This window comes from Mesorhizobium sp. B2-4-17, assembly GCF_006441275.1.
In the GTDB taxonomy this organism is placed as follows: domain Bacteria; phylum Pseudomonadota; class Alphaproteobacteria; order Rhizobiales; family Rhizobiaceae; genus Mesorhizobium.
Map to the genome: position 1 here is coordinate 36,836 of NZ_VFUX01000019.1, position 26,083 is coordinate 62,918.

Annotated in this window: 25 protein-coding genes; 21 read left to right on the top strand and 4 right to left on the bottom strand. The window is 63.9% G+C overall.

Going from position 1 to position 26,083, the window contains the following annotated elements; genetic code table 11:
• Positions 1–216: 216 nt before the first annotated feature.
• The 10 genes from rsfS to FJ548_RS16470 all read left to right on the top strand — a co-directional run bounded on the left by rsfS (position 217) and on the right by FJ548_RS16470 (position 9,849).
• Positions 217–594, top strand: coding sequence for a ribosome silencing factor (rsfS, locus tag FJ548_RS16425; RefSeq protein ID WP_135902362.1), 378 nt, complete (start codon positions 217–219; stop codon positions 592–594).
• Positions 595–651: 57 nt separating this feature from the next.
• Complete coding sequence (gene rlmH, locus FJ548_RS16430) at positions 652–1,134, top strand: 23S rRNA (pseudouridine(1915)-N(3))-methyltransferase RlmH (protein ID WP_140778409.1); 483 nt, start codon at positions 652–654, stop codon at positions 1,132–1,134.
• A 169-nt stretch (positions 1,135–1,303) separates the two neighbouring features.
• A complete protein-coding gene (locus tag FJ548_RS16435; RefSeq protein ID WP_140697432.1) occupies positions 1,304–2,662 on the top strand; it encodes a murein hydrolase activator EnvC in 1,359 nt (452 codons plus the stop codon).
• 1 nt (position 2,663) lies between these two features.
• Entirely contained in the window at positions 2,664–3,995 is a 1,332-nt protein-coding gene (locus FJ548_RS16440) for a S41 family peptidase (RefSeq protein WP_181165786.1), read from the top strand.
• 183 nt (positions 3,996–4,178) lie between these two features.
• Positions 4,179–5,360 carry a divergent polysaccharide deacetylase family protein gene (locus FJ548_RS16445; protein WP_140778410.1) on the top strand — a complete coding sequence of 394 codons (1,182 nt, stop codon included), beginning with the start codon at positions 4,179–4,181 and terminating at the stop codon, positions 5,358–5,360.
• A gap of 124 nt (positions 5,361–5,484) precedes the next feature.
• Positions 5,485–6,000 (top strand): RNA pyrophosphohydrolase, encoded by a 516-nt coding sequence (locus FJ548_RS16450; protein WP_140613381.1) that lies wholly within the window; start codon positions 5,485–5,487, stop codon positions 5,998–6,000.
• A gap of 93 nt (positions 6,001–6,093) precedes the next feature.
• The gene (alr, locus tag FJ548_RS16455; RefSeq protein WP_140613382.1) at positions 6,094–7,233 is read left to right on the top strand and encodes an alanine racemase; all 1,140 of its coding nucleotides are present in this window, start codon (positions 6,094–6,096) and stop codon (positions 7,231–7,233) included.
• 274 nt (positions 7,234–7,507) lie between these two features.
• Positions 7,508–7,924, top strand: a complete 417-nt coding sequence (gene rnk, locus FJ548_RS16460) for a nucleoside diphosphate kinase regulator (RefSeq protein ID WP_140613383.1) — start codon at positions 7,508–7,510, stop codon at positions 7,922–7,924.
• A gap of 23 nt (positions 7,925–7,947) precedes the next feature.
• The gene (locus tag FJ548_RS16465) at positions 7,948–8,481 is read left to right on the top strand and encodes a nucleoside-diphosphate kinase (protein ID WP_246678683.1); all 534 of its coding nucleotides are present in this window, start codon (positions 7,948–7,950) and stop codon (positions 8,479–8,481) included.
• Positions 8,482–8,592: 111 nt separating this feature from the next.
• On the top strand, positions 8,593–9,849 hold the full coding sequence (locus FJ548_RS16470; RefSeq protein WP_140778411.1) for a D-amino acid dehydrogenase: 1,257 nt from the start codon (positions 8,593–8,595) through the stop codon (positions 9,847–9,849).
• A gap of 35 nt (positions 9,850–9,884) precedes the next feature.
• On the opposite strand, the gene FJ548_RS16475 is transcribed toward FJ548_RS16470, so the two are convergent.
• Both FJ548_RS16475 and FJ548_RS16480 read right to left on the bottom strand, forming a co-directional pair.
• Positions 9,885–12,041 carry a phosphatidylserine/phosphatidylglycerophosphate/cardiolipin synthase family protein gene (locus FJ548_RS16475; protein WP_140778412.1) on the bottom strand — a complete coding sequence of 719 codons (2,157 nt, stop codon included), beginning with the start codon at positions 12,039–12,041 and terminating at the stop codon, positions 9,885–9,887.
• Entirely contained in the window at positions 12,038–12,481 is a 444-nt protein-coding gene (locus tag FJ548_RS16480; RefSeq protein ID WP_140778413.1) for a hypothetical protein, read from the bottom strand. Before FJ548_RS16480 ends, FJ548_RS16475 begins: the two co-directional genes overlap by 4 nt.
• Between FJ548_RS16480 and FJ548_RS16485 the strand changes: the two genes are divergently transcribed.
• On the top strand, positions 12,480–13,253 hold the full coding sequence (locus FJ548_RS16485; RefSeq protein WP_246678684.1) for a hypothetical protein: 774 nt from the start codon (positions 12,480–12,482) through the stop codon (positions 13,251–13,253). The two genes, FJ548_RS16480 and FJ548_RS16485, sit on opposite strands and share 2 nt — an antisense overlap.
• A gap of 29 nt (positions 13,254–13,282) precedes the next feature.
• Here FJ548_RS16485 and FJ548_RS16490 read toward each other — a convergent pair whose 3' ends face one another.
• On the bottom strand, positions 13,283–14,164 hold the full coding sequence (locus tag FJ548_RS16490; protein ID WP_140613388.1) for a LysR family transcriptional regulator: 882 nt from the start codon (positions 14,162–14,164) through the stop codon (positions 13,283–13,285).
• Positions 14,165–14,542: 378 nt separating this feature from the next.
• Between FJ548_RS16490 and FJ548_RS16500 the strand changes: the two genes are divergently transcribed.
• The 3 genes from FJ548_RS16500 (at position 14,543) to FJ548_RS30470 (ending at position 16,811) form a co-directional block, all read left to right on the top strand.
• On the top strand, positions 14,543–16,039 hold the full coding sequence (locus FJ548_RS16500; RefSeq protein WP_140778414.1) for a CoA-acylating methylmalonate-semialdehyde dehydrogenase: 1,497 nt from the start codon (positions 14,543–14,545) through the stop codon (positions 16,037–16,039).
• A 275-nt stretch (positions 16,040–16,314) separates the two neighbouring features.
• Positions 16,315–16,617, top strand: coding sequence for a hypothetical protein (locus FJ548_RS16505; RefSeq protein ID WP_140608398.1), 303 nt, complete (start codon positions 16,315–16,317; stop codon positions 16,615–16,617).
• A 41-nt stretch (positions 16,618–16,658) separates the two neighbouring features.
• Positions 16,659–16,811 (top strand): hypothetical protein, encoded by a 153-nt coding sequence (locus FJ548_RS30470; RefSeq protein ID WP_246678685.1) that lies wholly within the window; start codon positions 16,659–16,661, stop codon positions 16,809–16,811.
• Positions 16,812–16,941: 130 nt separating this feature from the next.
• Here the strand turns inward: FJ548_RS30470 and FJ548_RS16515 are convergent, their stop codons facing one another.
• Entirely contained in the window at positions 16,942–17,634 is a 693-nt protein-coding gene (locus tag FJ548_RS16515) for a GntR family transcriptional regulator (protein WP_181168814.1), read from the bottom strand.
• Between the two features lie 69 nt (positions 17,635–17,703).
• Between FJ548_RS16515 and FJ548_RS16520 the strand changes: the two genes are divergently transcribed.
• The 7 genes from FJ548_RS16520 to FJ548_RS16550 all read left to right on the top strand — a co-directional run bounded on the left by FJ548_RS16520 (position 17,704) and on the right by FJ548_RS16550 (position 26,078).
• Complete coding sequence (locus FJ548_RS16520; protein WP_140608395.1) at positions 17,704–18,597, top strand: dihydrodipicolinate synthase family protein; 894 nt, start codon at positions 17,704–17,706, stop codon at positions 18,595–18,597.
• A gap of 65 nt (positions 18,598–18,662) precedes the next feature.
• Positions 18,663–19,982, top strand: a complete 1,320-nt coding sequence (locus FJ548_RS16525; protein ID WP_140778415.1) for an FAD-binding oxidoreductase — start codon at positions 18,663–18,665, stop codon at positions 19,980–19,982.
• A gap of 15 nt (positions 19,983–19,997) precedes the next feature.
• On the top strand, positions 19,998–20,999 hold the full coding sequence (locus FJ548_RS16530) for a 4-hydroxyproline epimerase (RefSeq protein ID WP_140778416.1): 1,002 nt from the start codon (positions 19,998–20,000) through the stop codon (positions 20,997–20,999).
• A gap of 331 nt (positions 21,000–21,330) precedes the next feature.
• Positions 21,331–22,233, top strand: a complete 903-nt coding sequence (locus tag FJ548_RS16535) for a branched-chain amino acid ABC transporter permease LivH (RefSeq protein WP_140608388.1) — start codon at positions 21,331–21,333, stop codon at positions 22,231–22,233.
• A gap of 4 nt (positions 22,234–22,237) precedes the next feature.
• Complete coding sequence (livM, locus tag FJ548_RS16540) at positions 22,238–23,833, top strand: high-affinity branched-chain amino acid ABC transporter permease LivM (RefSeq protein ID WP_140608386.1); 1,596 nt, start codon at positions 22,238–22,240, stop codon at positions 23,831–23,833.
• Complete coding sequence (locus tag FJ548_RS16545) at positions 23,833–25,350, top strand: ATP-binding cassette domain-containing protein (protein ID WP_140778417.1); 1,518 nt, start codon at positions 23,833–23,835, stop codon at positions 25,348–25,350. Before livM ends, FJ548_RS16545 begins: the two co-directional genes overlap by 1 nt.
• Positions 25,350–26,078, top strand: a complete 729-nt coding sequence (locus FJ548_RS16550; protein ID WP_140608382.1) for an ABC transporter ATP-binding protein — start codon at positions 25,350–25,352, stop codon at positions 26,076–26,078. Before FJ548_RS16545 ends, FJ548_RS16550 begins: the two co-directional genes overlap by 1 nt.
• The last annotated feature ends 5 nt before the right edge of the window (positions 26,079–26,083 follow it).

Below are 26,083 nucleotides of genomic sequence, written 5' to 3' on the forward strand. Positions count from 1 at the left end.
CGATAACCGCCGCGGGACGCGTGGGTTCCGATCTTTTTGCCTGCCGCATGGAACAACCCGGCAATCGACGAGTTCGCGTGAGTCGGAGCTCCGTCTTGAAACTGCAACGGAACTCTGCCTATCTAAGTGGTGTCACCTGCTTTCAGGGGTGATTTGGTTGTTCTTGCTGCGAAAGGAAATACACTGAGAACAGCACTGCGGAAGAAGGCCGATATCGTGCCTTCGCCGGCCGGGATCAGCGTAAACGACGCCGTGTCCCGCGCCATCAAGACAGTCCTTGCCAGTCTGGAAGACTCCAAGGCCGAAAACATCGTCTCAATCGACATCCAGGGAAAATCGAGCCTCGGCGACTACATGGTCGTCGCATCGGGCCGATCGCACCGTCATGTCTCGGCTGTCGCCGACCATCTCCTCAAGGCGCTCAAGGATGCCGGCCTCGGCACCGCGCGCGTCGAGGGGCTGTCAGGCGCCGACTGGGTCCTGATCGATTCGGGCGACATCATCGTCCATGTCTTCCGCCCCGAAGTCCGCGAATTCTACAATCTCGAAAAGATGTGGCAGGCGCCGGATCTCGAGGAAGAGACACTCCACTAAGCCGATTATTTAATGCATGTCATTGGGTGACATGCATTAGCGGCTTGTAGAGGCGAGATGAAGATATCAGTCCATGCCGTGGGCCGAATGAAAGCCGGCCCCGAGCGGGAATTGGCCGAGCGCTATTTCGAGCGCTTCGCCAAGAGCGGCCCGGCGGTGGGGCTCGAATTCGCCGGCATCACCGAGATCGCGGAGGGCCGCGCGCAGAGCGCCGGTGAGCGTCAGCGTGACGAGGGATCGAGACTGCAGGCGCAACTGCAGCCGGGCACGGCGCTGATCCTGCTCGATGAGCGCGGCAAGAACCTGTCCTCGCAAGATTTCGCCAATCGCATCGGACAGCTGCGCGATGGCGGCCGCAAGGCGCTGGTACTCGCCATAGGCGGCGCCGACGGCCATGATGCGTCGCTGCGTGACCAGGCCGAGCTGGTGCTGTCGTTCGGTGCGCTCACCTGGCCGCATCAGCTGGTGCGCGTGATGCTGGGTGAGCAACTCTACAGGGTGGCGACGATCCTGTCGGGCCATCCCTATCACAGATCCTGAAAGCGTCGGGGTCGCACCGAATTCCGCCCCAATGCCACGCAAGAAACGTGGTGGGGGACGGATTTCCTGGTACATGCCGTTGGTCCGGAAACCACCGCCTGTTTTGGGGCGTCACGAATCAACATGGTTGATGGTTCGTTAACGAAGCCGCAGATAGAGTCGATCGCGAATGTCTGAAGGCTGGAAATCGACAATGGGCTCATTGAGAAGGGCCTCCTGGCGCGCACGCTGCGGCATCGCGGCGGCGGCGGTTCTTTTGTCGTTCCATGCGGTGCGGGCCGAGAACACGCTCGACATGGCGCCTGATCCGGACCAGAGCCGCGCCGAATACGAACGGGTTTCCAAGGAAATCACGCTGTCATCGGAACGGCTGGCGAAGCTCGCCGCCGATATCGCCGCGGTCAAGAAGGATCACGCCTCGATCACCGCGGCGCTGATCCAGTCGGCGATGACCGAGCAGAAGCTTGGCCAGGACATCGAGGATATCGGTGCCAAGCTGGAAGGGCTCAAGGGCCAGCAGCAGAAGATCCGCGCCTCGCTGGCGGCGCGGCGTGACGTGCTGGCCGAAGTGCTGGGCGCGCTGCAGCGCATGGGCCTCAACCCGCCGCCGGCGATCCTGGTCAAGCCGGAGGACGCGCTGTCCTCGGTGCGCAGCGCCATCCTGCTCGGCGCCGTGGTGCCGGAATTGCGCCAGCAAACCGATAGTCTGCTGGCCGACCTCAAGGAGCAGACCCGGGTGACGGCCTCGATCGAGGCCGAGCGGGCACGGCTGACGGCGGCGGTCGGCGACCAGGCGGCGGAAAAGAAGCGACTGAGTATGCTGCTGGAAGCCAAGCAGAAGCTCGAGGCCGACACGCAGGCGCAGATGACGGCCGAACAGCAGCGTTCCGAGCAGCTGGCGGCCAAGGCAAACAGCCTGAAGGATCTGATCGCATCGCTCGAGGCGCAGGCTGACAAGACCCGCAAGGCCGCGGATACAGCGAAGGCCGCCGCCGCGAACCAGGCGGGTGACGATCAGACGGGCGGCGACAAAACAGCATCGCTGGCTGCATTGCCGGTTCCCGAAGGCAACCGGCTCGCTGCGGCAGCTCCCTTTTCGGCGCTGCAAGGACAGATCGCGCTGCCGGTCACCGGGCGCATCAAGCGCCGCTTCGGTTCCGATGACGGTAACGGCGCAATGATGCTTGGCGACATGCTTGCGACACAATCGGGAGCCATCGTCACCGCACCGGCGGATGGGAACGTGCTTTATGCGGGGCCGTTTCGCTCCTATGGTCAGCTCTTGATCCTGAATGCCGGCGACGGTTATCATGTCGTTCTGGCGGGGATGAGCAGAATCAGCGTCGTGACTGGCCAGTCAGTGCTCGCAGGAGAGCCGGTCGGTGCGATGGGAGAGGCCCGGGTGGCAAGCACCTCGGTTTCGAAGAATGGAAATGCCACGCCGGAACTCTATGTCGAGTTCCGCAAGGATGGAAAACCCGTCGATCCGGCCCCATGGTGGGCGGACCGTTTTTCTGGAAGGACGTGAAATGATGCGGAAACTGTCGCTTCTGTTTGCCGGTGCGCTGATGGGCGCATCCGCCATGAGCCTTGTCTATGGCGCGCCCGGCTCGGCGGCAAACGCTGCGGGGTCGGAGACCTACAAGCAACTGGCGATCTTCGGCGACATCTTCGAGCGGGTGCGGGCACAATATGTCACGCCGCCCGACGACAAGTCGCTGGTCGAGAACGCCATCAACGGCATGCTTTCCTCGCTGGACCCGCACTCCTCCTACATGAACGCCGAACAGGCGCAGGACATGCGCGTCCAGACCAAGGGTGAGTTCGGCGGCCTCGGCATCGAGGTCACGATGGAGAACGACCTGGTCAAGGTGATCACGCCGATCGACGATACCCCGGCCGCCAAGGCTGGCGTGCTGGCCGGCGACTACATCGCCAAGATCGACGGCGAAGAGGTTCGCGGCCTGACGCTCAACGATGCGGTCGAAAAGATGCGTGGCCTGGTCAACACGCCGATCAAGCTCACCATTCTGCGCCAAGGCGCCGACAAGCCGATCGAACTGACGGTCGTGCGCGACATCATCAAGGTCAAGGCGGTCAAGTTCCGGGTCGAAAACGACATCGGCTACATGAAGATCACTTCCTTCACCGAAAAGACCTATGACGACCTCGAGAACGCCATCGACACCATCAAGAAGCAGGTGCCGGACGACAAGCTCAAGGGTTATGTGCTTGACCTGCGCCTCAATCCTGGCGGCCTGCTCGACCAGGCGGTAAGCGTGTCCGACGCCTTCCTGAAGCGGGGCGAGATCGTCTCGACGCGCGGCCGCGATCCCAAGGACGTCACCCGCTTCGACGCCAAGCCGAAGCAGACCGACGACATCAACGGCAAGCCGATGATCGTGCTCGTCAATGGTGGCTCGGCCAGCGCCTCTGAAATCGTCGCCGGCGCACTGCAGGATCTGCGCCGCGTCACGGTTGTCGGCACGCAGTCCTTCGGCAAGGGCTCGGTGCAGACCATCATTCCGCTCGGCGAGAACGGTGCGCTCAGGCTGACGACGGCGCTCTATTATACGCCGTCCGGCAAGTCGATCCAGGGCAAGGGCATCACGCCCGACATCAAGGTCGACCAGCCATTGCCGCCGGAACTGCAGGGCAGGGATCTGACGCGCGGCGAGTCCGATCTCAAGGGCCATATCAAGGGCGCCGACGAGAGCAAGACCGGCTCCGGCTCCGCAGCCTATGTGCCGCCGGATCCGAAGGACGACCTGCAGCTCATCTATGCCGAGCAGCTGCTGCGCGGCCAGAAGACCGATCCGGCCTTCCCGCCCAATCCGGAAAAGGCCGTGCTCAACCAGTAAGCCGGTCTGGCCGCCTGAACGAAGCAATGCAATGCTGCCGGGATCGAAAGGTTCCGGCAGTTTGATTCGGGAGGCGGGACGAGGCCTCCAGATGCGGCGCCACGGGTGCGCCAGGGTTGAAGAATTCGCGCGCGTGGTCTCGAAGGGAGCCGCCTTCGGAACCATGCGCACCGGGGACAGGGCTTGGCTGATATCGGCAAGGACATCGAACGCCCGCTTGGACAGACTGTCCGGGCGCCGCGTGCCGCCCGCAGGGTCAGCGCGGGCGTGATCGCGGCGAGCGCGATCGTGCTGGTGGTGGTCGGCGTCTCGGCCGCGATCGCGCTCAGGGAAAAGCCGTTCCGCAAGCCGCAGGAAGTCGCCATCTCGACACCGAAGGTGACTGCGGCGGGCGAGCCCGCCGCGTCGCCTCCCGGATTGGCCCCTGCAGCGACGCCAAAGGTGGAGACGCCGGCGAAGACCGGTGGGCCGCAGATCATCCATGTGCAGACGGAAGAAGGCGATGGCCCACCCAGGGCGCCAATCGTCATTCGCGACCCATCGACCGTCGGCCAGAACCTGAAGATCGCGCATATTCCCGACAAGGCGCTGATCGAAGCCAGCGAAACCGGACCCTTGCCGATGCGCTCCGCCGATGGCCGGCGGCCGTTCGACGTCTATGCGCGGCCCTGGTCCGGTGCCCGCGGTGCCCGCGTGGCGATCGTCATTGGCGGACTTGCCGTGTCGCAGACCGGCACCCAGGCGGCCATTGCCAAATTGCCGCCGGAAGTGACGCTGGCGTTCGCGCCGCAGGGCAACAGCATTGGCCGCTGGATGCAGGCGGCCAGGCAGAGCGGACATGAGATCGTCATGCAGGTGCCGCTCGAACCGTTCGATTATCCCAACGTCAATCCCGGCCGTAACACGCTGACGGTGGCGGCCAGTGCCGAAGAGAACCTGAAAAGCCTGCACTGGGCGCTGTCGCGGACGACGAACTATACCGGTGTGATGAACTATATGGGCGCGCGGTTTTCCGCCGATACGGCGGCGATGGAGCCGTTCATGGCCGAACTCGGCAAAAGGGGCCTCGCCTATATCGACGACGGCTCATCGGCGCGCAGCCTGGCACCTGACCTGGCGCTGAAGGACGGCGTGCCCTTCGTCGCCGGCGACATGGCGATCGACGCGGTGCAGGATCGCGGCGCCATCCTGAAGAAACTGGACAGTCTGGAGGCGACCGCGCGCGCCAAGGGCACTGCCGTCGGCATCGGCTCGGCTTTCGACCTGACCGTCGACACGGTGTCGTCATGGGTGGCCGAGGCCAAGAAACGCGGCATCGAGATCGTGCCGATTTCAGCGGTGGCCATAGACCCGCAAAAAGGCTAACAGCCATCCTGGTACCTCTGCTCCGGCGGGCATCTGGCGGTGTTTTCCGTGCTTCCGCTCCTCGAAACCACTCGCCGCCCGCCTTGCCGGAGCGAATTCTCAAGACGGCTGGAACGCATTGCTCATGGCCAAAACGATCGATCGCGAAACGTTGCCCTACCGCCCCTGCGTCGGGCTGATGATCCTCAATGGCGAGGGCCTGGTCTGGGTCGGACATCGCATCGCCGAACCCGACAGCGAATTCGCCGGCACCACGCAGCTTTGGCAGATGCCGCAGGGCGGCATCGACAAGGGTGAGGAGCCGCTGCAGGCGGCGGAGCGAGAGCTCTATGAAGAGACCGGCATGCGCAGCGTCTCGCTGCTTGCCGAAGCGCCGGACTGGATCAACTATGATCTGCCGGACCACCTCGTCGGCATCGCCTTCAAGGGGCGCTATCGCGGCCAGACGCAGAAATGGTTCGCCTTCCGCTTCCACGGCGATACCAGCGAGATCCAGATCAATCCGCCGCCGGGCGGCCACACCGCCGAGTTCGACAAATGGTCGTGGCGGCCGATGCAGGACCTGCCCGATCTGATCGTGCCGTTCAAGCGCAAGGTCTATGAAGACGTGGTAGCGGCGTTCCGGCACCTCGTACCGTAGCAGGATGGGTGCGGGCCGTGGTTCGAACGGCCGCAGTTGCCGCGCCCGCCCCGCGGTCCTATTGATGTTCTATCCGCTAAAAGGAGGGTCGCCATGAACGACGCCCCCACAAGGTTGCTGCCCGATGACGTCACCGCCGTAAGCGAAGCGGCGGCCGGGGCCATCCTGACCATCGATCTTGGCGCGATTCGTGAAAACTACCGGCGGCTGAAGGCAAGGCTGGCAGGCGTGCGCTGTGCCGGCGTGCTCAAGGCCGACGGCTATGGCCTTGGCGCAGCGCAGGTGGCATCGGCATTGACCAGAGAGGGATGCGACATCTTCTTCGTCGCGCTACTGGCCGAAGGCATCGATCTGCGCAAGATGGTCGGGACTGGACCGGACATCTACGTGCTGAACGGGCTGCCGCCGGGCTCCGAGCCGGAAGCGGTGGCGGCCGGCCTGTGCGCGGTCATCAATAGTGGCGCGCAGTTGAAAGCCTGGCGCGCGGCGGCGCATCGCGCCGGCCGCAGGCTGCCGGCCGCCATCCAGGTCGACAGCGGCATGTCGCGGCTTGGCATGGCGCCGGCCGAAGTCGGGACGCTGGCCGGGGATGCCGGCGCTTTCGATGGCATCGACGTCAGATATGTGATGAGCCACCTGGCCTGCGCCGACGAGCCGCGCCATCCAGCCAACGAACAACAGCGGCTGGCCTTCGAACGGCTGCGCGCCATGTTGCCCGCGGCGCCCGGCTCGCTTGCCAATTCGTCCGGCATTTTTCTCGGGCAGGGCTACCATTACGATCTCGCCAGGCCGGGGGCGGCGCTCTACGGCATCAATCCGACGCCCGACGAACCCAATCCGATGCTGCCTGTCGTGCGGCTGCAGGCCAAGGTGGCGCAGACGCGCCGCGTCGAAAAAGGCACCGGCATCGGCTATGGCCATACTTATCACGCGCAAGGTCCGCTGAGCCTTGCGACGATTTCGTTCGGCTATGCGGACGGTTGGCTGCGACGCTCCGCTTCGGCGGCCTGGTTCGAAGGCGCGCGTCTGCCTTTCCTCGGGCGTGTGTCGATGGATTCGATCATTCTCGACATCTCCGCCCTTCAACCCGGCAAACTGCGCGAAGGCGATCTGGTCGAGCTTCTAGGCCCCTCGCAGAGCGTCGACGATGCCGCCGGCCATGCTGGCACCATCGGCTATGAAATCCTGGCCAGTCTCGGCCCGCGCTTTCACCGGCACTATATCGGCGGTTGAGCGGTTTGGCCGCGCTTGACAAGCGGGCGCCTGTCGGCAAGGGTCGGGGCATGAGCTACCTCGCTTATATCAGAACCTTGTTCAGGGTCTGCCCGATCGCGGGATCGTAGCCCCGGCGCGGCCGCCTTTCGGCGTCCGTCCGTACCGGGGCATCCATACATCCACAATCGTCATCAAGCCGTACGGCCCTTCGCGGCTGCCGGCTTTCATCAAGCCGCAATCAGCGCGGCGGCAGGCGCGCATCCGTTCGATGCGCCGATCCATGAGGTTTGCCATGCAACATGCAACGGGACTGCGTCCATCGAGCCGGATTCTGATCAGCAACACCGACCATGACAGGTTGACCGGGCTGGCAAGGGCCCTGCTCGACCGCGCGCCCGAGACGGCCGAAGAGCTGCTCTCGGAAATGGACCGGGCGGTAGTGAAAGACGCGGCGGCGATGCCGGATGGCGTGGTGCGGATGGGTTCGACGGTGACGGTCCGCGGCGAAGGCGGAGACACACAGCGCATCGTGCTGGTCTATCCCGGCGAAGCCGACATTGCCGAAAACCGGATCTCGGTGCTGACGCCGATGGGAACGGCGCTTATCGGTGTCAGCGTCGGGCAGGCGGTGTGCTGGAACGGTCGTGGCGGCCGCAAACTGTCGGTGACCGTGGAGGCCGTCGATATCCCTGCCGGCAGCGGGCGCTGATCGTGGAGGCGGTGATTAGGAACATGAGCTGCCGCCTGACGACGAAGGATTTCGCCGTGCTCGAAGTCATGCTGGAGCGGCGGCGGGCATTCGCGGATCCGATCGTCTGGATGATCGAAGAGAAGCTTGCCAATGCCGGCGTCGTGCCGGTCGATTCGGTCGAACCCGATATCGTGACGCTGAACAGCAGGGTGGTGTTTTGCGTCGATGCCGGCGCGGCCGAGACGCGCACCCTGGTGCAGAACGAGGTGCGCGGGCCGGTCGGCTCCAGCCTGTCGGTGGCGACAAGGCGTGGGCTCTGCATGCTCGGCATGGCGCAGGGCCAGACGGCATCGATCGAGCACCCCGATGGCAGGCGGGAGGCGATCCGGATCAAGACGGTGCTCTACCAGCCGGAAGCCGCGCGGCGGGAAGCCGGGGAGAAAGCCTCGGCTGGCGGATATCGGCCGCATGGATTGACTCTCGTCTACAGCGCCGCAGCCCCGATCCAGCCTCTTGGCGCGGCGGCCGGAATGCGGCAGACAGAGGATGACGACCCCGGTCCCTCGGCGGCGTGAATGGCAACGGCGCGTGGTCTCGAAGATCGGGGACGATTTTCGCCAGCGATCATGTGCAAATCGCAAGTGGGCCGTGTCTATGGACGTCAGACGCGGCATAAGGAGTGAACGATGAAGATCATGGTGCTGGGCGGTGGTGTCATTGGGGTGACCACGGCCTATTATCTCGCCGAGGCCGGCCACGAGGTGACGGTGGTCGACCGGCAGAAAGGCCCGGCACTGGAAACCAGCTTCGCCAACGCCGGCGAGATTTCGCCCGGCTATGCCTCGCCCTGGGCCGGGCCCGGCATTCCGCTCAAGGCGATCAAATGGCTCTTGATGAAGCATGGTCCGCTGGTGGTGCGGCCGGCCTTCGACCCGTACATGTGGACATGGCTGGTCAAGATGCTGCGCAACTGCACCGCCGAGCGTTACGCGATCAACAAATCGCGCATGGTGCCGCTGGCCGAGTACAGCCGCGACACGTTGAAGGCGCTGCGCGAAGCGACCGGCATCAGCTATGACGAGCGGACGCAGGGCACGCTGCAGCTGTTCCGCACGCAAAAACAGCTCGACGGCACATCAGGCGATGTCGAGGTGCTGAAGAAATATGGCGTGCCCTATGAAATCCTCGACCAGGACGGCTGCATCGCGGCGGAGCCGGGGCTCGCCGGCGTGCGCGAGAAGTTCGTGGGCGGGCTGAGGCTGCCGCATGACGAGACCGGCGACTGCAAGATGTTCACCGACAAATTGGCCGAGCTCTGCGTGGCGCGCGGCGTGAAGTTCGAATACGACATGACGATCTGGCGCGTCATCCGCAGCCGCAACCGCATTGCCAACCTCAGCACCAGCAAGGGTTTCAAGACCGCCGATGCCTATGTCATGGCACTGGGCAGTTATTCGGCGGGCTTCATGCGCCGTATGAAGCGGTCGATCCCGGTCTATCCGGTAAAGGGTTATTCGATCACCGTGCCGATCAAGGACGCCGCCGTGGCGCCGGTGTCGACGGTGATGGACGAGACCTACAAGGTGGCGATCACCCGGTTGGGGGACCGTATCCGCGTCGGCGGCACGGCAGAGATTTCCGGCTTTGACCTCAGGCTGCACGAATCGCGGCGGCGCACGCTCGAACATTCGGTCGGCGATCTCTTTCCCGGCGCCGGCGCGATGCGCGAGGCGACGTTCTGGTGCGGGCTGCGGCCGATGACGCCGGACGGGCCGCCACTGATCGGCCGCACCGAGCTTTCCAACCTCTATCTCAACACGGGCCATGGAACGCTCGGCTGGACCATGGCCTGCGGTTCGGCCAAGGTTCTGGCCGACATCATCTCCAGCCGTGTGCCGGATATCGACGTGCGCGCACTGGCGCAGGAGCGTTATCTGAAATAGCCGAGGCGCCGTTCATCGGCATGACCGATCGGGTGTCAAAACGCTTCCTTCACCCACTCCTCGTCGAACAGCAGCCGGTAGGCCCACGGGATGGTCACATTGATGGGGACCGGGTTCGAGTGGGCGAGGTAGTCGTCGTAGATCGGCTTCATCCTGACGTAGAAAGCGGGATCGAGCACCGTCATGCCGTTTTCCGAGTCGTGGAAGAAGCTGCGGTTGTTGAGGTTGACCGAGGAGATGGCGACCAGCCTTTCGTCGATCATCATGATCTTGGAATGCAGCACCACGTCCGACGCCTTGAACTCGCGGATGTTGATGCGGTCGCCATATTGCTCGACGAACAGCTTGTTGAGCGCGGTGAGGAACCTGCCGCCGATATCGCCCTTGAGGTCGATGCGGCCGACAATGTCGATCTTGACGCCGCGGGCGAGCGCCCGGTCGAAGGCGTGGGCGAGGCTCGGCGTCAGATTGAGGTAGGGGTTGACGATCTGGACATGGTGCTGGGCGGCATCGATCAGATCGACGAAATAGTCCTCCAGCGCATGGTCGTCCTCATAGGGCACTGAAATGAAGTGCCGGGCATTGCCGGACGGGCGGCGGCCATCGGCGCGGACCGGGATGGAGAAGGGGCGCGACAGGTTGGTGTCGGCGTCGCGCAACCATATTGTTGACAGATGCGCGGCAAGCGTGTCGACCGTCGCATTTTCGGCGAACTCGATATCGAAGTCGCTCCAGTTCGAATAGTAGTTCAGCGACAGGCCATCGGTCTTGCCGTATTGCTGCAGGTCCGGATAGCGCGACAGGTCGATCGGCTGATGGAACAGGAAGCCGTCGTGGATGTTGCGGCCGCCGATGATGACGCGGGAGCGCGCGGGATCCCGCGCCAGCGTTGCCAGCATCTTGATGTGATGGGTCTTGTGCAGTTGTGAAATCTGCTCGTCGATCGGCGCGCCATGGTCGGCGCGCCAGCGGTATTCCTGCAGCTCGACATTGGGGAATTCGGCCGCCAACCGGTGCAGCATGGCGTCGTCCTTTTCGCGCTCGAGCACGTCGGTGACCATGATGCGCACCTTGGTGCCGAGGGCGGCATGATGGCGGATCAGCCGCTCGATGATGCGGCCGGAAAAGTCGGCCTTGAACTCCAGCGAGGACAAATAGATCAGCTTCAGCCTTGGCGCCTTCGAGAAATCGAGCGGCAGTTCCGGATCGCCCTTGTCGATGGCGGCGTCGGACAGCGGCGCGCCCATCAGCGCCTCGACCTTGGCGTTGAAGCCGTCACGCGACTTGCGCAGCAGGCTGGGCTCGCCGATCGGCAAGGCGCAGGTCTGCGACAGCCAACGGCTGGCATAGAAGGCGCGTTCAAGCGCGTCGAGGCCGGCGCCGTCGGGAACCGGGCAACGCTGGTAACGGCTGTCGAAGGCAGCAAGCCCGGGATCGGCGGTCTCCTCGCGCAGGATGGTGAGCGGAGCGCCGGCCGGGACGAGGCTGGAGCGGATCCTTGCCGTGCATCGGTTCAGGCTGTCGCCCGGAAACAGGCTGGCCGTGTCGTCCTCGCCCGATAGGCGAAAGCGGAATTCCGTACCGGCGGCGATCGTGCGCGAGGCTCCGGCGGCGCGGATCGCCAATGTGCCGTCGCAGGTGCCCTCGATGTCGACCGGTTGCTTGCCGGCTTGGCGCAGCACGATCTCGGTGCTGCGTGCCTGCAGGCCGGAGAATTCGAACGTCTTGGATGCCGAGGGCCGTGCGGCCGCATCGATGTAGAGCGTCTGCCGCGACACCCGCCAGCGTCCGTCGAACTGGCCCCCGCCACTGCCGCCACTGGAGGGCTGGACATGCGCATTGGCGACCGGTCCGGCCAGTTGCTGCAGCGTTGAATAGGTCGCCTGGAAGTCGCGATTGTGGGCATCGCGGCGGTTGCGCCCGAACGGGCCGGTGCCGTTGGCGCGATCGAGGGCATCGAGCTGGTTGTGGGCGAGCAGCGCCAGGAACCGTCTTTGGTAGTCGCTGGCGCCGGCATCTCCGAAGAACTGCGCGGCCGCGATCCGCGGCCCGGACGTGCTGGCCGACAGCGAGGGCCGCGCGCAGGCCTCCTGTCCCGGCAAGAGGTCGCAGGCATTGCGGCCCGCACCAGCGCAGCCGGCAAGGATTGCCAGTGCGAACAGGGCAGGAATGACGGATGCGCGGACGTTCACCCCGTGGCCCCGGGCTTCATGGCGCTCAACTGCGCGGGATCACGGGGCGGCATGAAGCCTTGTGGGAAGATCTTGCAGATAGGAACGGCGAAGGTGGCGATCAGCAGTTCGGCTTCGCCACGCATCTTGCGGGATGCTGTCCTGTCATCGCGTATCGCCCTCGCCGAGGCAACGAGGGCGCCGTCGCAGTCGCAATGATTGTGACGCGCGATGTAGCAGGCGTCATGGATTTGACAGGCGGCATCGAGGCGATCGACCGGCCGCGCGGAAAGATCGCCAGTGCGGGTGCCGGGACCGCAATAGTTGCCGATGACGAAAGGCGAGGGGCGCGCCATGGCGGAGCGGATCGGTTTGGGCAATTCGGCTTCGGGCACCTTGGTCCACGGATTGGCGCATGCGGAGACAAAAAGCAGCGGCAGGATGGCAAGAACGGCTCGCATGTCTATCCGCGCCAGCTTTCTGAAAGATTTCCCCACCCGGCGGCCCGCGCCGTGGCCGGTGGCCGCATGCCTGATGCCACACTGGCCGGTTTTGTGGCAAGGAAAAGGCGGCATTGCTTGCGGCCTGTTGTGTTATTGTGATTTTGGGAGGATCTGCCTGAAGGGCAGAACCCGTAAGGATTTGGGGACCAGCATCTGCATGCGTATCTGCCTTCTCGTCATGACTGTTGGATTTTTGCCCTGGGCTGCGGGGGCCGATGCTGCGGACAAGATGGTCCATGACCGGGCTAACGGATTTTCGCTGACCTTTCCCCAGGAATGGATCAATGAGCCGCCTGCCGACGAGGCGATATTGCTGAGTATAGAATCCAACGATCAGAGTCTTACCTGCATGGTGTCGGCCTCGCTTTACAATCGATCCGGACCCGGCTCGCCGGCCGATCCACGCAAGCTCATCGAGGACTGGTCGATGAACGACTGGAAGTGGATGATAGGTAGATCATACAGCACAGCCGAGTTCAGCAATGATAAGCTTGCAAGGTTTCCGGACGGCTATCCTGTGCGTCTTGCCGATCTGGACTTTACGGTTATCGACAAGGATACCCGCCTCCATGGCCATTCCAGGTTTGCTTTTTCGGTTCGAGGAGCGCGCTACGGTTATGTCAATTGCAGCGTGATGGGCGAGAGCGCCGACCAGGTTGCGCAGATGTGGGCGCCGCTGGCGGACAAGGCTGAGCGTGTGGTGAATTCGTTCGTTCTCGACTCGCCTTGAACGGCACATTGTGTGCTGGTTTTGCGAAATCAGGTAAACAAACCCCGTTCGCGCTCCACCGCCTTGGTGATGAAGCTGGCGACGATCTGGATGCGGCGCAGCGGCCTGACCGATTCGTGATAGACCAGCCAGTAGGCGCGACGGATGGGCGCCACCACATCGACGGCCACCAGTTCCGGCATCGAGCGGGCGACGAAAGTGTGCAGGATGCCGATGCCGGCGCCAGAGCGCACCGCTTCGGCCTGGCCGAGCGCCGAGGAGATGGCGAAGCTGGTGCGCCAGTCGGCGCTGAATTCGGCCGCGTAGTCGAGCGACGGGCTGACGATGAGGTCGGGCACATAGCCGATGAGCGTGTGCCGGCCGAGTTCGGCCGCGGTTTTGGGCAGGCCATTGGCATCGGCGTAGGCACGCGACGCGAACAGGCCGAGCGAATAGTCGACCAGCTTTCCCGCCACCAGCCGGCCTTCGGTCGGCCGCTCGACGGTGATGGCGATGTCGGCTTCGCGGCGTGAAAGCGAAAAGGAGCGCGGCACCGGCACGAGCTGGATCGTCAATTCGCGATGCAGGGCGGTCAGCGCGCCGAGACGCCTGGCCAGGAAGGCGACGCCAAAGCCGTCCGGCGCGCCGATGCGCACCGTGCCCGAGATATCGTCACCCTCGCCCGATATGGCCGAGCGCGCGGCGATCATGTCGCCCTCCATGCGTTCGGCAATGTCGAGGAAGCGCTCGCCGGCCGGCGTCAACTCGCTGCCGGTGGTCAGGCGGCGGAAGAGTTTCGTGCGCAGCGCATCCTCGAGCGCAGCGATGCGGCGCGAGACGGTGGCGTGGTTGAGTTCGAGCCGCTTGGCGGCGCCCAGAATCTGGCCGGCGCGGGCCACGGCAAGGAAGATGCGGACGTCATCCCAGTTCATGGGGGTGGTCCGGATGATAATTGTCAGCGTTGCGTTCTGTGGCGCCCCCCTCTGTCCTGCCGGACATCTCCCCCACTTGGGGGGAGATCAGTCGGCCGCGCCGCTGAGACCTGGCCTGCAATGTCCAAAGTAGGCGAAAGCGGTGATGACAGCCGATCTCCCCCCAAGTGGGGGAGATGTCCGGCAGGACAGAGGGGGGCGCGAAGGGACTCAACCTGACAATTCCAGCGTGACGAACACACCCTCTCATTTGCGAGAATTGATGCTCATCCGTCAATCGTTATCTATTCCGCGCACAACGGTTGCGATCTCCCTCACGTTGCCTTCCGCCGGCCAAAGGCGGACAATGCGGCATTCACAACCTCAGGGAGAGAAATCATGATCGAATACGGTCATTTCATCGGCGGCAAGCGCGTCGCCGGCACCAGCGGTCGCAAGCAGGACGTCATGCAGCCGATGGACGGCTCCGTGCGCGGCACGGTTGCGCTGGCCTCGGCGCAGGAACTGCGCGCCGCGGTCGAGAACGCCAAGGCGGCGCAGCCGAAGTGGGCCGCCACCAACCCGCAGCGCCGCGTGCGCGTGCTGATGAAGTTTCTCGAACTGGTCCAGCGCGACTATGAGGAACTGGCCGACATCCTGGCGCGCGAGCACGGCAAGACCATTGCCGACGCCAAGGGCGACATCCAGCGCGGCCTCGAAGTGGTCGAGGTCTGCATAGGCGCGCCGCATATGATGAAGGGCGAGTTCACCGATGGCGCCGGCCCCGGCATCGACGTCTATTCGATGCGCCAGCCGCTCGGCGTCGTGGCCGGCATCACACCGTTCAACTTCCCGGCGATGATCCCGCTGTGGAAGATCGCGCCGGCCATCGCCTGCGGCAACGCCTTCATCCTGAAGCCCTCCGAGCGCGATCCGGGCGTGCCGATGCGCATTGCCGAACTGTTCATCGAGGCCGGCCTGCCGGCGGGCATCCTCAATGTCGTCAATGGCGACAAGGATGTGGTCGACGCCATCCTTGACGATCCCGACATCAAGGCCATCGGCTTTGTCGGTTCGACGCCGATCGCGCATTACATCTATTCGCGTGGCACCGCGGCCGGCAAGCGCGTGCAGTGCTTCGGCGGCGCCAAGAACCACATGATCATCATGCCCGACGCCGACATGGACCAGACCGTCGATGCGCTGATCGGCGCCGGCTACGGTTCGGCGGGCGAGCGCTGTATGGCGATCTCGGTTGCCGTCCCGGTCGGCAACGACACGGCCAACCGGCTGATGGAAAAGCTGGTGCCGCGCGTCGAAAGCCTGAAGGTCGGCCCATCGACGGATTCTTCCGCCGATTTCGGCCCGCTGGTGACTGCCCAGGCACTGGAGCGCGTCAAGGGCTATGTTGATATTGGCGTCAAGGAAGGCGCCAAGCTTGTCGTCGATGGCCGCGGCTTCAAGATGCAGGGCTACGAGGACGGCTATTACATGGGTGGCTGCCTGTTCGACAATGTCACATCAGACATGCGCATCTACAAGGAAGAAATCTTCGGGCCGGTGCTGTCGGTGGTGCGCGCGCCGCGTTACGAGGATGCGATCAACCTCGCCAACGACCACGAGATGGGCAATGGCGTTGCCATCTTCACCCGCGACGGCGACGCCGCGCGCGACTTTGCAAGCCGTGTCCAGGTCGGCATGGTCGGCGTCAACGTGCCGATCCCGGTGCCGATCGCCTATTACACGTTCGGTGGCTGGAAGGCATCGTCCTTCGGAGATCTCAACCAGCACGGCCCGGATGCGTTCCGCTTCTACACCAAGACAAAGACGGTGACCTCACGTTGGCCGTCCGGCATCAAGGACGGCGCCGAGTTCGTCATCCCGACGATGAACTGACCGGACGATTTCTTGCTTGCGCGTCCTCGCCTTCGGCTGCGGACGCGCGGGCCGGCCTAAGGGACGGTGCCGAGTCGTCATCCCGACGATGATTGATCAAAAGGCCCGGGCGCACCCCGGGCCTTTTGATTCTCACGCCACGCTATATGTCTAAACGCTAATGTGATGGAACAAAGCGGCCGGGCTACGGCTTTTGCTGTATTCCTGCGATGGGCAGGCAATCCGACAGCGCCGGTGTCAACCCGGGGTTCTCGTCTGGCGCAAGGAGGTGTCAGATGAAACGACGTTTTATTGCAACGATATTTTGCACGGCCATGGCAATGTCCGGTGTCGTGCAGGCTGAAGCGGGCGGGCAATGCGCCGCGCGCGCCGACATCGTCAAGGCGCTCGGCGACAATTTCCATGAGAGCCAAGCCGGGCGTGGCCTGATCAACCCAAGCGTGATCCTGGAGGTCTTTGTTTCCGAACAGGGCAGTTGGACCGTACTGGCCTCCGATACCAAGGGCCAGAGTTGCATTCTGTCCGTCGGCGAAGGCTGGGACAGTTCGACAATGAAAGCAGCCCTGCCGGGCGCTTGAGCGAAGTTCTGTGTGTCACTGCCACTATCGCGGCAGGACTCATGCTTGACTGGCGAGCCCTTTCCAGCGCACCGCAAGGCCCACAACTCGTTTGCGGCGGCCACAGCGACGTCGTCGCGGGACTGGCGCGGGCCTTTCAAGAAAAGCAGATTGGCTACGGCGTGGTCGGACAGGCCACCAATGTCGAGGTTTAGGTTTCGGCAAGCGGGTCCTGGACGATGCCGATATCCGACGTGAGGCCGAAGCTGCATCCCCGCGGCTGGCGAGGGCGGGGAGAACAACCTCACCGTGGCCGCGATGGCGCACGGGATCTGAGCCGCCCGATCAACGCGTGGCGGCGACCTCGGCATGGCCGCGCAGCAGCGCCATCAGCCTCTTGGCGTCCTTGGCCGCGGCTTCCTCGTCGCCGTCGAGGATCGAGCGGATCAAGGCAACATGGTGCTCGGCGGATTCCGCCAGCCCGGTATCGGCCTTGTAGCGGAACCAGAAGCGGCGGCTGTGGGTCTGCAAGGGTGCGGCCAGCCGTGCGGCGAACGGATTGTCGGCGGCCAGCGCCAGCGCCTCGTCGAGCGCCTTGTCGGCCTGGATGAAGGCAAGCACATTGCCGGAGATGACCGCCTTCTGCATGGCGAGGGCCGCCTCGTGAAACAGGTCGGCGGCCTCGCGGGTGACGAAGCGGGCAGCCGAGCGGGCAAGCACCACCTCGACGCCGCGCCGGGCGTCGAGCACGCGCAGCCAGTCGCCCGGATGCAGCGGCGCAATGGCGATGCCGGCGCGTGGCCTGACGTCCAGCAGCCCTTCCCAGGCCAGCCGCTGGATCGCCTCGCGCACCGGCGTGCGGCCGAGCGCCAGCTTTTCGATGAGGGCGCCCTCGGTGACAAAGCTCGCCGGCGCCAGTTCCAACGTGACGATCATATGCTCGAGCACGCGGTAGGCCTTGGTCGCCGCCGGCTCGGACGGCATGCCTGCTTCCATGGATATCAATGGCGGCCTCCTGATATATCTAAAATATATCATAACGAATTCCGCATTGACAGCGGCTTTCTCAACAGATATACCTCTGATATATCAGATGGAGAAATGATCATGTGGACCGGAGTTTTCCCTGCCGTCACGACCAAATTCACCGCCGACGATCGCCTTGACCATGCCGAAATGGAACGCTGCTTCAACCTGCAGATCGAGGCCGGCTGCGACGGCATCATCGTCTGCGGTTCGCTCGGCGAAGGGCCGATGCTGTCGCATGACGAAAAGATCGAGGTGCTGAAGACCGCACAGAAAGTCGCGGGCAAAAAGCCGGTGCTGCTGACGGTCAACGAGGCTGGCACCCGCGAGGCGGCCAGCATCGCCAAGCGTGCCGCCAGGGAAGGCGCCAATGGCCTGATGGTGGTGCCGAGCCCGATCTACCACACGAATGCGGAAGAGACGGTCGCGGCCCTGCGTGCCGTCGCCGAGGCCGGCGACCTGCCGGTGATGATCTACTCCAACCGGCTCGCCTACCGTGTCGACGTCACCGTCGACCAGATGGAGGAGCTGGCGTCGGACACGCGCTTCGTGGCCATCAAGGAATCCTCCGACGACATCCGCCGGTCGACCGAGATCATCAACCGCCTGGGCAGGCGTTACGACCTGTTCACCGGCGTCGACAATCTCGCCTTCGAGGCGTTGTCGGTCGGCGCCATCGGCTGGGTGGCCGGCCTGGTCACCGCCTTCCCGCGCGAAACCGTCGCCATCTACCAACTGATGAAGCAGGGCCGCCGCGAGGAGGCGCTCTCCATCTACCGCTGGTTCCGGCCGCTGCTCGACCTCGATGTCTCGACCTATCTGGTGCAGAACATCAAGCTCGCCGAAGTCTTCACCATCCAGACCAACGACCGTGTCCGGATGCCGCGCCAGCCGCTGTCTGGCGAGCGCCGCAAGGCGGTCGAGAAGATCGTCAAGGATGCACTGGCGGTACGGCCGACACTGCCGAAATTTTGAGGGTAAGTTCTTCTTCCTTCTCATGGGGGAAGATGGCGGCAGCCAGATAAGGAGCAGCGCCCCACGTGGCCGGAAATTCCAAGTCGACAGAAGCAGGGCGCCGCCCCTCATCCGCCCTTCGGGCCCCTTCTCCCCGTGAACGGGGAGAAGGGGAGGACATCGCCATCGTCGGCGGCGGCATCATCGGCATCTGCGCGGCCGCCTTCCTTGCCGAGGCGGGGCTGGATGTCACGGTCTTCGACCGCACCGGCATCTGCGAAGAGACCAGTTCCGGCAATGCCGCCGCCTTCGCCTTCTCCGACGTGTTGCCGCTGGCCCACAAGGGCATGATCCGCCAGTTGCCGAAATGGCTGGCCGATCCGCTCGGCCCGCTCAGCATCCCGCCCGCCTACCTGCCGAAACTCCTGCCCTGGCTGTTCCGGTTCTGGCGCGCCGGCGCACCGGCGAAATACGAGGCCAGTCTCGCCACCCAGGCCGGCATGATGAGGCTTGCAGAAGCGGAGTGGATGGGTCTGCTCGATCGTTCCGGCACGCGGCCGATGCTGCGCGAGGATGGTTCGCTGGAACTCTACGAAAGCGAAGCCGAGTTCCGCGCCGCGCTGCCGGGCTGGGCGGCGCGCGAACGCTTCGGCATCGGCTTCCGCCATGTCGACGGCGAGGGGCTGGCGGCTCTGCAGCCGGGACTGTCGCCGCGCTTCGTCAAGGGCACGTTCGTGCCGGGCTGGAAGACGGTCGCCGATCCGAAACTGCTCGGCAAGGCAGTATGGGCCTATGCCGAGGCCAAGGGCGCCCGCTTTGAAACGGCCCGCATCGACCGGATCGCGGCGGATCAGGACGGCGCGGCACTGACGCTGGCCGACGGAACCATCAGGCGCGCCAGGCGGCTCGTTGTCGCCGCCGGCGCCTGGTCACATCTTCTGGCGCGGCAGCTCGGCGATCGCATTCCGCTGGAGACCGAGCGCGGCTACAACACGACATTGCCGAATGGCGCCTTCGACGTGAAGCGGCAGCTGATCTTCTCCGGCCATGGTTTCGTCATCACGCCGCTCGACACGGGCCTGCGCGTGGGCGGTGCCGTCGAACTCGGCGGCATCGAGCGGCCGCCCAACTTCAGTAGGTCGAAAGCGCTTTTGCAGAAGGCGCAGCAATTCCTGCCGGGGCTCGATCCGTCGGGCGGGCGCGAATGGATGGGCTTCCGCCCCTCGCTGCCGGATTCGGTGCCAGTCATCGGCAATGCGCCGGGCGCCCGGTCGGTGGTGTATGCTTTCGGTCACGGTCATCTCGGCCTGACCCAGGCTGCGGCGACCGGACGGTTGATCCGCGAGTTCGTCCTGGGGCAGACTCCGTCCGTTGATCTGGCCCCCTTCAGCCCGCAACGGTTTTGATTTTCGAGGAGCGACATGGCCAAGAAATCCTTCTTCTGTATCGACGGCCACACTTGCGGCAATCCGGTGCGGCTGGTCGCCGGCGGCGGCCCTCTGCTGCAGGGTTCGACAATGATGGAACGGCGCGCGCATTTCCTTGCCGAGTATGACTGGATCCGCACCGGCCTGATGTTCGAGCCGCGCGGCCACGACGTGATGTCCGGGTCGATTCTCTACCCACCGACGCGCGAGGATTGCGACATCGCCATCCTGTTCATCGAAACCTCGGGCTGCCTGCCGATGTGCGGCCACGGCACCATCGGCACGGTCACGATGGCGATCGAGCACGGGCTGATCAAGCCAAGGACGCCAGGTGTGCTAAGGCTCGACACGCCGGCCGGCCTGGTCATCGCCGAATACAAGCAGGTCGGCGAATATGTCGAGGAGGTGCGCATCACCAACGTGCCCTCGTTCCTTTATGCCGAAGGGCTGACGGTCGAATGTCCCGGGCTCGGCGAGATCACCGTCGATGTCGCCTATGGCGGCAATTTCTATGCCATCGTCGAGCCGCAGGCGAATTATCGCGACGTGGCCGACCATTCCGCCGGCGACCTCATTGCCTGGAGCCCGGTGGTGCGGCAGCGGCTGAACGAGAAATATGCCTTCGTGCATCCGGAGAATCCCGGCATCAACAGGCTGTCGCACATGCTGTGGACCGGCAAGCCGACGGTGGAAGGGGCCGACGCCCGCAACGCCGTCTTCTATGGCGACAAGGCGATCGACCGCTCACCTTGCGGCACCGGTACCTCGGCGCGGATGGCGCAGCGCCATGCCAAGGGCAAGCTCAAGGCGGGCGACGCCTTCGTGCATGAATCGATCATCGGTTCGCTGTTCAAGGGCAAGGTCGAAAAGGAGGTCACCGTGGCGGGCAAGCCGGCGATCATCCCCTCGATCGGCGGCTGGGCGCGCATGACCGGACTGAACACGATCTTCATCGACGACCGCGATCCGTTCGCGCATGGGTTCGTGGTCAAATAGGCGATCACGCAACGGAATGCATGAAGGCGCAAGAAGGAATGCCGTCAGCAGCGCAAGGAATCCCTTCATTAACTTATTTTGACGGCGATTTCTTCGAAACGGCGCGCATGATAGGGCTGAATCGTCAAAGACATTGCGTTATGCCAATGATAGGGTCCGCGATAGTCCAGAGGCCGGGTGCAAAAAAACGGGCAGTCGAAATGGCGTGCATTGGAAACGCGCATGGCGATCGAAAAATCACGTTGCAATCCGGGCTCGAAACTTTACGACTAGGGGAAATACGAAAAGGAATGCGTCTGCATGGGCGACATTCCAGGGGAGCCATGTACACATGCAGTACTTTGTCCAGCAGCTTATCAACGGGCTGACGCTGGGATCGATCTATGGGCTGATCGCGATCGGCTACACGATGGTCTACGGCATCATCGGCATGATCAATTTCGCCCATGGCGACATTTTCATGGTGGGCGCCTTCACCGCGCTGATCGTCTTCCTCATCCTCGGCGCGCTGTTCTATTCGGTGCCCGTGGTCATCGCGCTGCTGGTCATGATGATCGTGGCGATGCTGCTCACCAGCCTCTACAATTGGACGATCGAGAAGGTGGCCTACCGGCCGCTGCGCGGGTCGTTCCGGCTGGCCCCGCTGATCACCGCCATCGGCATGTCGATCGCGCTGTCCAATTTCGTCCAGGTCACGCAGGGTCCCCGCAACAAGCCGATCCCGCCGATGGTGTCGAAGGTCTACAACATCGACGGCGTCAGCGTGTCGCTGAAGCAGATCATCATCGTCATCGTCACCGCCCTTTTGCTGGTGTTGTTCTGGTACCTGGTCAACAAGACCTCGCTTGGCCGGGCGCAGCGCGCCTGCGAGCAGGACCGCAAGATGGCGGCATTGCTCGGCATCGATGTCGACCGCACCATCTCCATCACCTTCATCATGGGTGCTGCACTTGCCGCCGTCGCCGGCACGCTGTTCCTGATGTACTATGGCGTGGTGGCCTTCTCCGACGGTTTTGTGCCGGGGGTAAAGGCATTCACGGCGGCGGTGCTTGGCGGCATCGGCTCGCTTCCCGGCGCCGTGCTCGGTGGGCTCCTGATCGGCTTCATCGAGAGCATGTGGTCGGCCTATTTCTCGATCGACTACAAGGACGTCGCGGCGTTCTCGATCCTGGCTATCGTGCTGATCTTCCTGCCTTCCGGCATATTGGGCCGGCCTGAAGTCGAAAAGGTTTGAGACCATGGCCGTGACCGTATCTCGTGAGCGCGACACCGTCGCCAGCCCCATGCAGCGCGCCCTTCGGGAAGCGTTCTATGCCGGCGCCATCGCGCTTGGCCTGTTCGTGCTGTTCATCGGGCTGAAAACCGGTCAGAACATGTCCAATGAACTGGTCCTGACTCAGCGCTGGGGCTTGCTCACCGCCGTGGTGATCGCCACGGCCGTCGGGCGTTTCCTCTATGTCGCCTACGGCCAGCCCTTCATGGCCAACCAGAAGATCGCCGACGTCGCCACCGGTCTGTTACCGGCCAGCGTGGGGTCACGGTTCTTTCAGTTGCCGGCGTTCATCCTGGCTGTCGTCGCGGCCGTGCTGCTGTTCGTGTTGGGCAGCTCTCTCGCCGGATGGGTGGGAGCAGAACCGGCCGGCTATCTCCAATTCCTGCGCGCCCTGGCGGTCATCTATGTGCTGGGTTGCGTGATCTACTACTTCCGCGCCTTCATTCATGCCAACTTCACCAAATTGGGCATCACAGCGTTGGTGCTGTACCCGATCCTCGTGGTCGCGGTGCTGTCGCTGAACGCCTGGTCGATTGCTGGAGGGCTGCAGGGCTCGCTGAAATGGGTCGACAATTTCGGCATCCAGATCCTGATCTATGTGATGCTGGCCTGGGGATTGAACATCGTCGTTGGGCTGGCCGGCCTGCTCGACCTCGGCTACGTCGCTTTTTATGCACTTGGCGCCTATGCCTATGCGCTTCTTGCCACGCATTACGGCCTGTCGTTCTGGATCCTGCTGCCGGCCGCGGGCTGCATGGCCGCCCTTTGGGGGGTGCTGCTCGGCTTCCCCGTGCTGCGCCTGCGCGGCGATTATCTGGCGATCGTGACGCTCGCCTTCGGCGAGATCATCCGGCTGGTGCTGATCAACTGGCGCGAGGTGACCAACGGCTCGGCCGGTATCTCCGGCATTCCCAAGGTTTCCTTCTTCGGCCTGATGACCTTCAATGTGTCGGACCCCAATTACATTGCCAAGGTTCTGCATCTCGCGACCTCGAGCGCCTATTACAAGATTTTCCTCTACTATCTGATCCTGGGCCTGTGCCTGCTTACCGCCTTCGTCACCATCAGGCTGCGCCGTCTGCCGGTCGGTCGTGCTTGGGAAGCCTTGCGTGAGGACGAGATCGCCTGCCGCTCGCTCGGCATCAACACCACCACAACCAAGCTGACCGCCTTCGCCACCGGTGCCATGTTCGGCGGTTTCGCCGGCTCGTTCTTCGCCGCGCGGCAAGGCTTCGTCAGTCCGGAATCCTTCGTCTTCCTGGAATCGGCGATCATCCTGGCCATCGTCGTTCTGGGCGGCATGGGCTCGCTGGTCGGCATCGCGGTTGCCGCGATGGTGATGATCGGCGGCACCGAGGCGTTGCGCGAACTCGACTTCCTCAAGCAGGTCTTCGGGCCTGATTTCACACCGGAACTCTACCGCATGCTTCTGTTCGGCATGGCCATGGTGATCGTCATGCTGTGGAAGCCACGCGGCTTTGTCGGCAGCAGGGAACCGACGGCCTTCCTGAAGGAGCGAAAAGCGGTCTCAGGCTCCTTCACCAAGGAGGGCCACGGCTGATGGATGCGAACACACAAATGAACGCCGCCATCCTGCAGGTCGATCACCTGTCGATGAAGTTCGGCGGCCTGGTCGCCATCGGCGACCTGTCCTTCACCGCCAAGCGCGGCGAGATCACGGCGCTGATCGGCCCCAACGGCGCCGGCAAGACCACCGTGTTCAACTGCATCACCGGCTTCTACAAGCCATCGGAAGGCATGATCACGCTCAACCGTGCCGATGGCTCGAGCTATCTCCTGGAACGATTGCCCAACCACGAGATCCCGGCGCGCGCCAAGGTGGCGCGCACCTTCCAGAACATCCGCCTGTTCTCGGGCATGACGCTGCTGGAAAACCTCCTCGTCGCTCAGCACAACAAGCTGATGAAGGCTTCGGGCTATACGGTGCTTGGCCTGTTCGGTTTCCCGAGCTACCGCCAGGCTTCGGCCGAGTCGATCGAGCTCGCAAGGCATTGGCTGGAGAAAGCAGACCTCGTCGATCGGGCCGACGATCCGGCCGGCGACCTGCCCTATGGTGCGCAGCGGCGCCTCGAGATCGCGCGCGCCATGTGCACCGGTCCGGAGCTTCTGTGCCTCGACGAGCCGGCGGCCGGCCTCAACCCGAAGGAATCGGCCGCCCTCAACGAGCTGCTGATGGACATCAAGAACACCTCAGGGGCCTCGATCCTTTTGATCGAGCATGACATGTCGGTGGTCATGCAGATTTCCGACCATGTCGTGGTTCTGGAATATGGCCGCAAGATCTCCGACGGCAATCCGCAGTCGGTGCGCACCGATCCGCGCGTCATCGCCGCCTATCTCGGCGTCGATGACGAGGAGGTCGAGACCGTGCTGACCGAAGTCGGCGACGAGGACGTCATCGAACAGCTCGATGCCGGTCCCGATGCCGCGCATGGCCCGGGCACCTCGGCGTCGTATCTGGCCGGACCGGTGAGTGACACGGTCAGCCACAGCGAGGGCGAGCGCGTCACCGTGTCGAAAGGCGCCTCGAAGGCTGCGCAGATCGACGCGCGTACCGTGACCGTGGCGAGCAAAGCCGTTGTGGCTAAAGCTGAACGGGCGACAAAGCCGGCTCCGGCCGCCAAGCCGCTCGCGAAAGCGGCAGCAAAGAAGCCGGCCGCCAAGGCACCCACGGCAAAGGCCGAGGGCGTTTCGAACCGTCTCGCTGCTCCGCGTGGCGGCAAGGCCGACAACCTGACCCGCATCAAGGGCATCGGTAAGGTCAACGAGAAGAAGCTCAACGATCACGGCATCTTCCACTTCGACCAGATCGGCGCCTGGAAGAAGGCCGACGTCGAGGCCGCCGAAGCCTATCTCGCCTTTGACGGGCGCATAGAGCGCGAGGAGTGGGTCAAGCAGGCCAGGCTGCTCGGGCAGGGCAAGGACACGGAATTCTCGCGCCGCGTCGATGCGGGCAAGGTGGCGACCAGCCATGCGTCGGCTAAGAGCGCCGGCGCGGCTTCCGGAAAAACAGCCGCCGCCAAGCCTGCGACCGGCAAGCGCGGAGGAGGCAAGTAATGGCCGGTACGACACTGCTCGATATCAAAGGTGTGCAGACCTATTACGGCAACATCCGGGCGCTGAACGGCGTCGACGTCACCGTCAAGCAGGGCGAGATCGTGGCGCTGATCGGCGCCAATGGCGCCGGCAAGTCGACGCTGATGATGACCATCTTCGGGGCTCCACGCGCCCGCACGGGAAGCATCACCTTCGCCGGCACCGACATCACCCAGTTGCCGACGCACGAGATCGCGCGCCTGCGCATCGCCCAGTCGCCGGAAGGACGGCGCATCTTCCCGCGCATGACGGTGATGGAAAACCTGCAGATGGGCGCCAGCCTCGACAACCTCAAGCACTATGCCGAGGACGTCGAGAAGGTGTTCACGTTGTTTCCGCGGCTCAAGGAGCGCATCGCCCAGCGCGGCGGCACGCTGTCGGGCGGCGAGCAGCAGATGCTGTCGATCGGGCGCGCGCTGATGGCGCGGCCGAAGCTGCTTTTGCTCGACGAGCCGTCGCTCGGGCTGGCGCCGCTGATCGTCAAGCAGATCTTCGATGCCATCCGCGAATTGAACCGCACCCAGGGGCTGACGGTGTTCCTGGTCGAGCAGAACGCGTTCGGCGCGCTCAAGCTCGCCAACCGCGGCTATGTCATGGTCAACGGCAATGTGACGATGAGCGGCACCGGCAAGGAACTGCTCGCCAATCCCGAAGTGCGCGCCGCCTATCTCGAAGGCGGCCACCACTGAGTTCA

Bases quoted from the DNA above. Each gene is read 5' to 3' on its own strand.
- rlmH (WP_140778409.1), top strand. From the start codon at position 652: ATGAAGATATCAGTCCATGCCGTGGGCCGAATGAAAGCCGGCCCCGAG.
- livM (WP_140608386.1), top strand. From the start codon at position 22,238: ATGGCCGTGACCGTATCTCGTGAGCGCGACACCGTCGCCAGCCCCATG.
- FJ548_RS16500 (WP_140778414.1), top strand. From the start codon at position 14,543: ATGATCGAATACGGTCATTTCATCGGCGGCAAGCGCGTCGCCGGCACC.
- FJ548_RS16450 (WP_140613381.1), top strand. From the start codon at position 5,485: ATGGCCAAAACGATCGATCGCGAAACGTTGCCCTACCGCCCCTGCGTC.
- alr (WP_140613382.1), top strand. From the start codon at position 6,094: ATGAACGACGCCCCCACAAGGTTGCTGCCCGATGACGTCACCGCCGTA.
- FJ548_RS16515 (WP_181168814.1), bottom strand. From the start codon at position 17,634: ATGATATATTTTAGATATATCAGGAGGCCGCCATTGATATCCATGGAA.
- FJ548_RS16490 (WP_140613388.1), bottom strand. From the start codon at position 14,164: ATGAACTGGGATGACGTCCGCATCTTCCTTGCCGTGGCCCGCGCCGGC.
- FJ548_RS16530 (WP_140778416.1), top strand. From the start codon at position 19,998: ATGGCCAAGAAATCCTTCTTCTGTATCGACGGCCACACTTGCGGCAAT.
- FJ548_RS16485 (WP_246678684.1), top strand. From the start codon at position 12,480: ATGTCTATCCGCGCCAGCTTTCTGAAAGATTTCCCCACCCGGCGGCCC.
- FJ548_RS16440 (WP_181165786.1), top strand. From the start codon at position 2,664: ATGATGCGGAAACTGTCGCTTCTGTTTGCCGGTGCGCTGATGGGCGCA.
- FJ548_RS16470 (WP_140778411.1), top strand. From the start codon at position 8,593: ATGAAGATCATGGTGCTGGGCGGTGGTGTCATTGGGGTGACCACGGCC.
- FJ548_RS16480 (WP_140778413.1), bottom strand. From the start codon at position 12,481: ATGCGAGCCGTTCTTGCCATCCTGCCGCTGCTTTTTGTCTCCGCATGC.
- FJ548_RS16465 (WP_246678683.1), top strand. From the start codon at position 7,948: ATGAGCTGCCGCCTGACGACGAAGGATTTCGCCGTGCTCGAAGTCATG.
- FJ548_RS16505 (WP_140608398.1), top strand. From the start codon at position 16,315: ATGAAACGACGTTTTATTGCAACGATATTTTGCACGGCCATGGCAATG.
- rnk (WP_140613383.1), top strand. From the start codon at position 7,508: ATGCAACATGCAACGGGACTGCGTCCATCGAGCCGGATTCTGATCAGC.
- FJ548_RS16545 (WP_140778417.1), top strand. From the start codon at position 23,833: ATGGATGCGAACACACAAATGAACGCCGCCATCCTGCAGGTCGATCAC.
- FJ548_RS16535 (WP_140608388.1), top strand. From the start codon at position 21,331: ATGCAGTACTTTGTCCAGCAGCTTATCAACGGGCTGACGCTGGGATCG.
- FJ548_RS16435 (WP_140697432.1), top strand. From the start codon at position 1,304: ATGTCTGAAGGCTGGAAATCGACAATGGGCTCATTGAGAAGGGCCTCC.
- FJ548_RS30470 (WP_246678685.1), top strand. From the start codon at position 16,659: ATGCTTGACTGGCGAGCCCTTTCCAGCGCACCGCAAGGCCCACAACTC.
- FJ548_RS16550 (WP_140608382.1), top strand. From the start codon at position 25,350: ATGGCCGGTACGACACTGCTCGATATCAAAGGTGTGCAGACCTATTAC.
- FJ548_RS16520 (WP_140608395.1), top strand. From the start codon at position 17,704: ATGTGGACCGGAGTTTTCCCTGCCGTCACGACCAAATTCACCGCCGAC.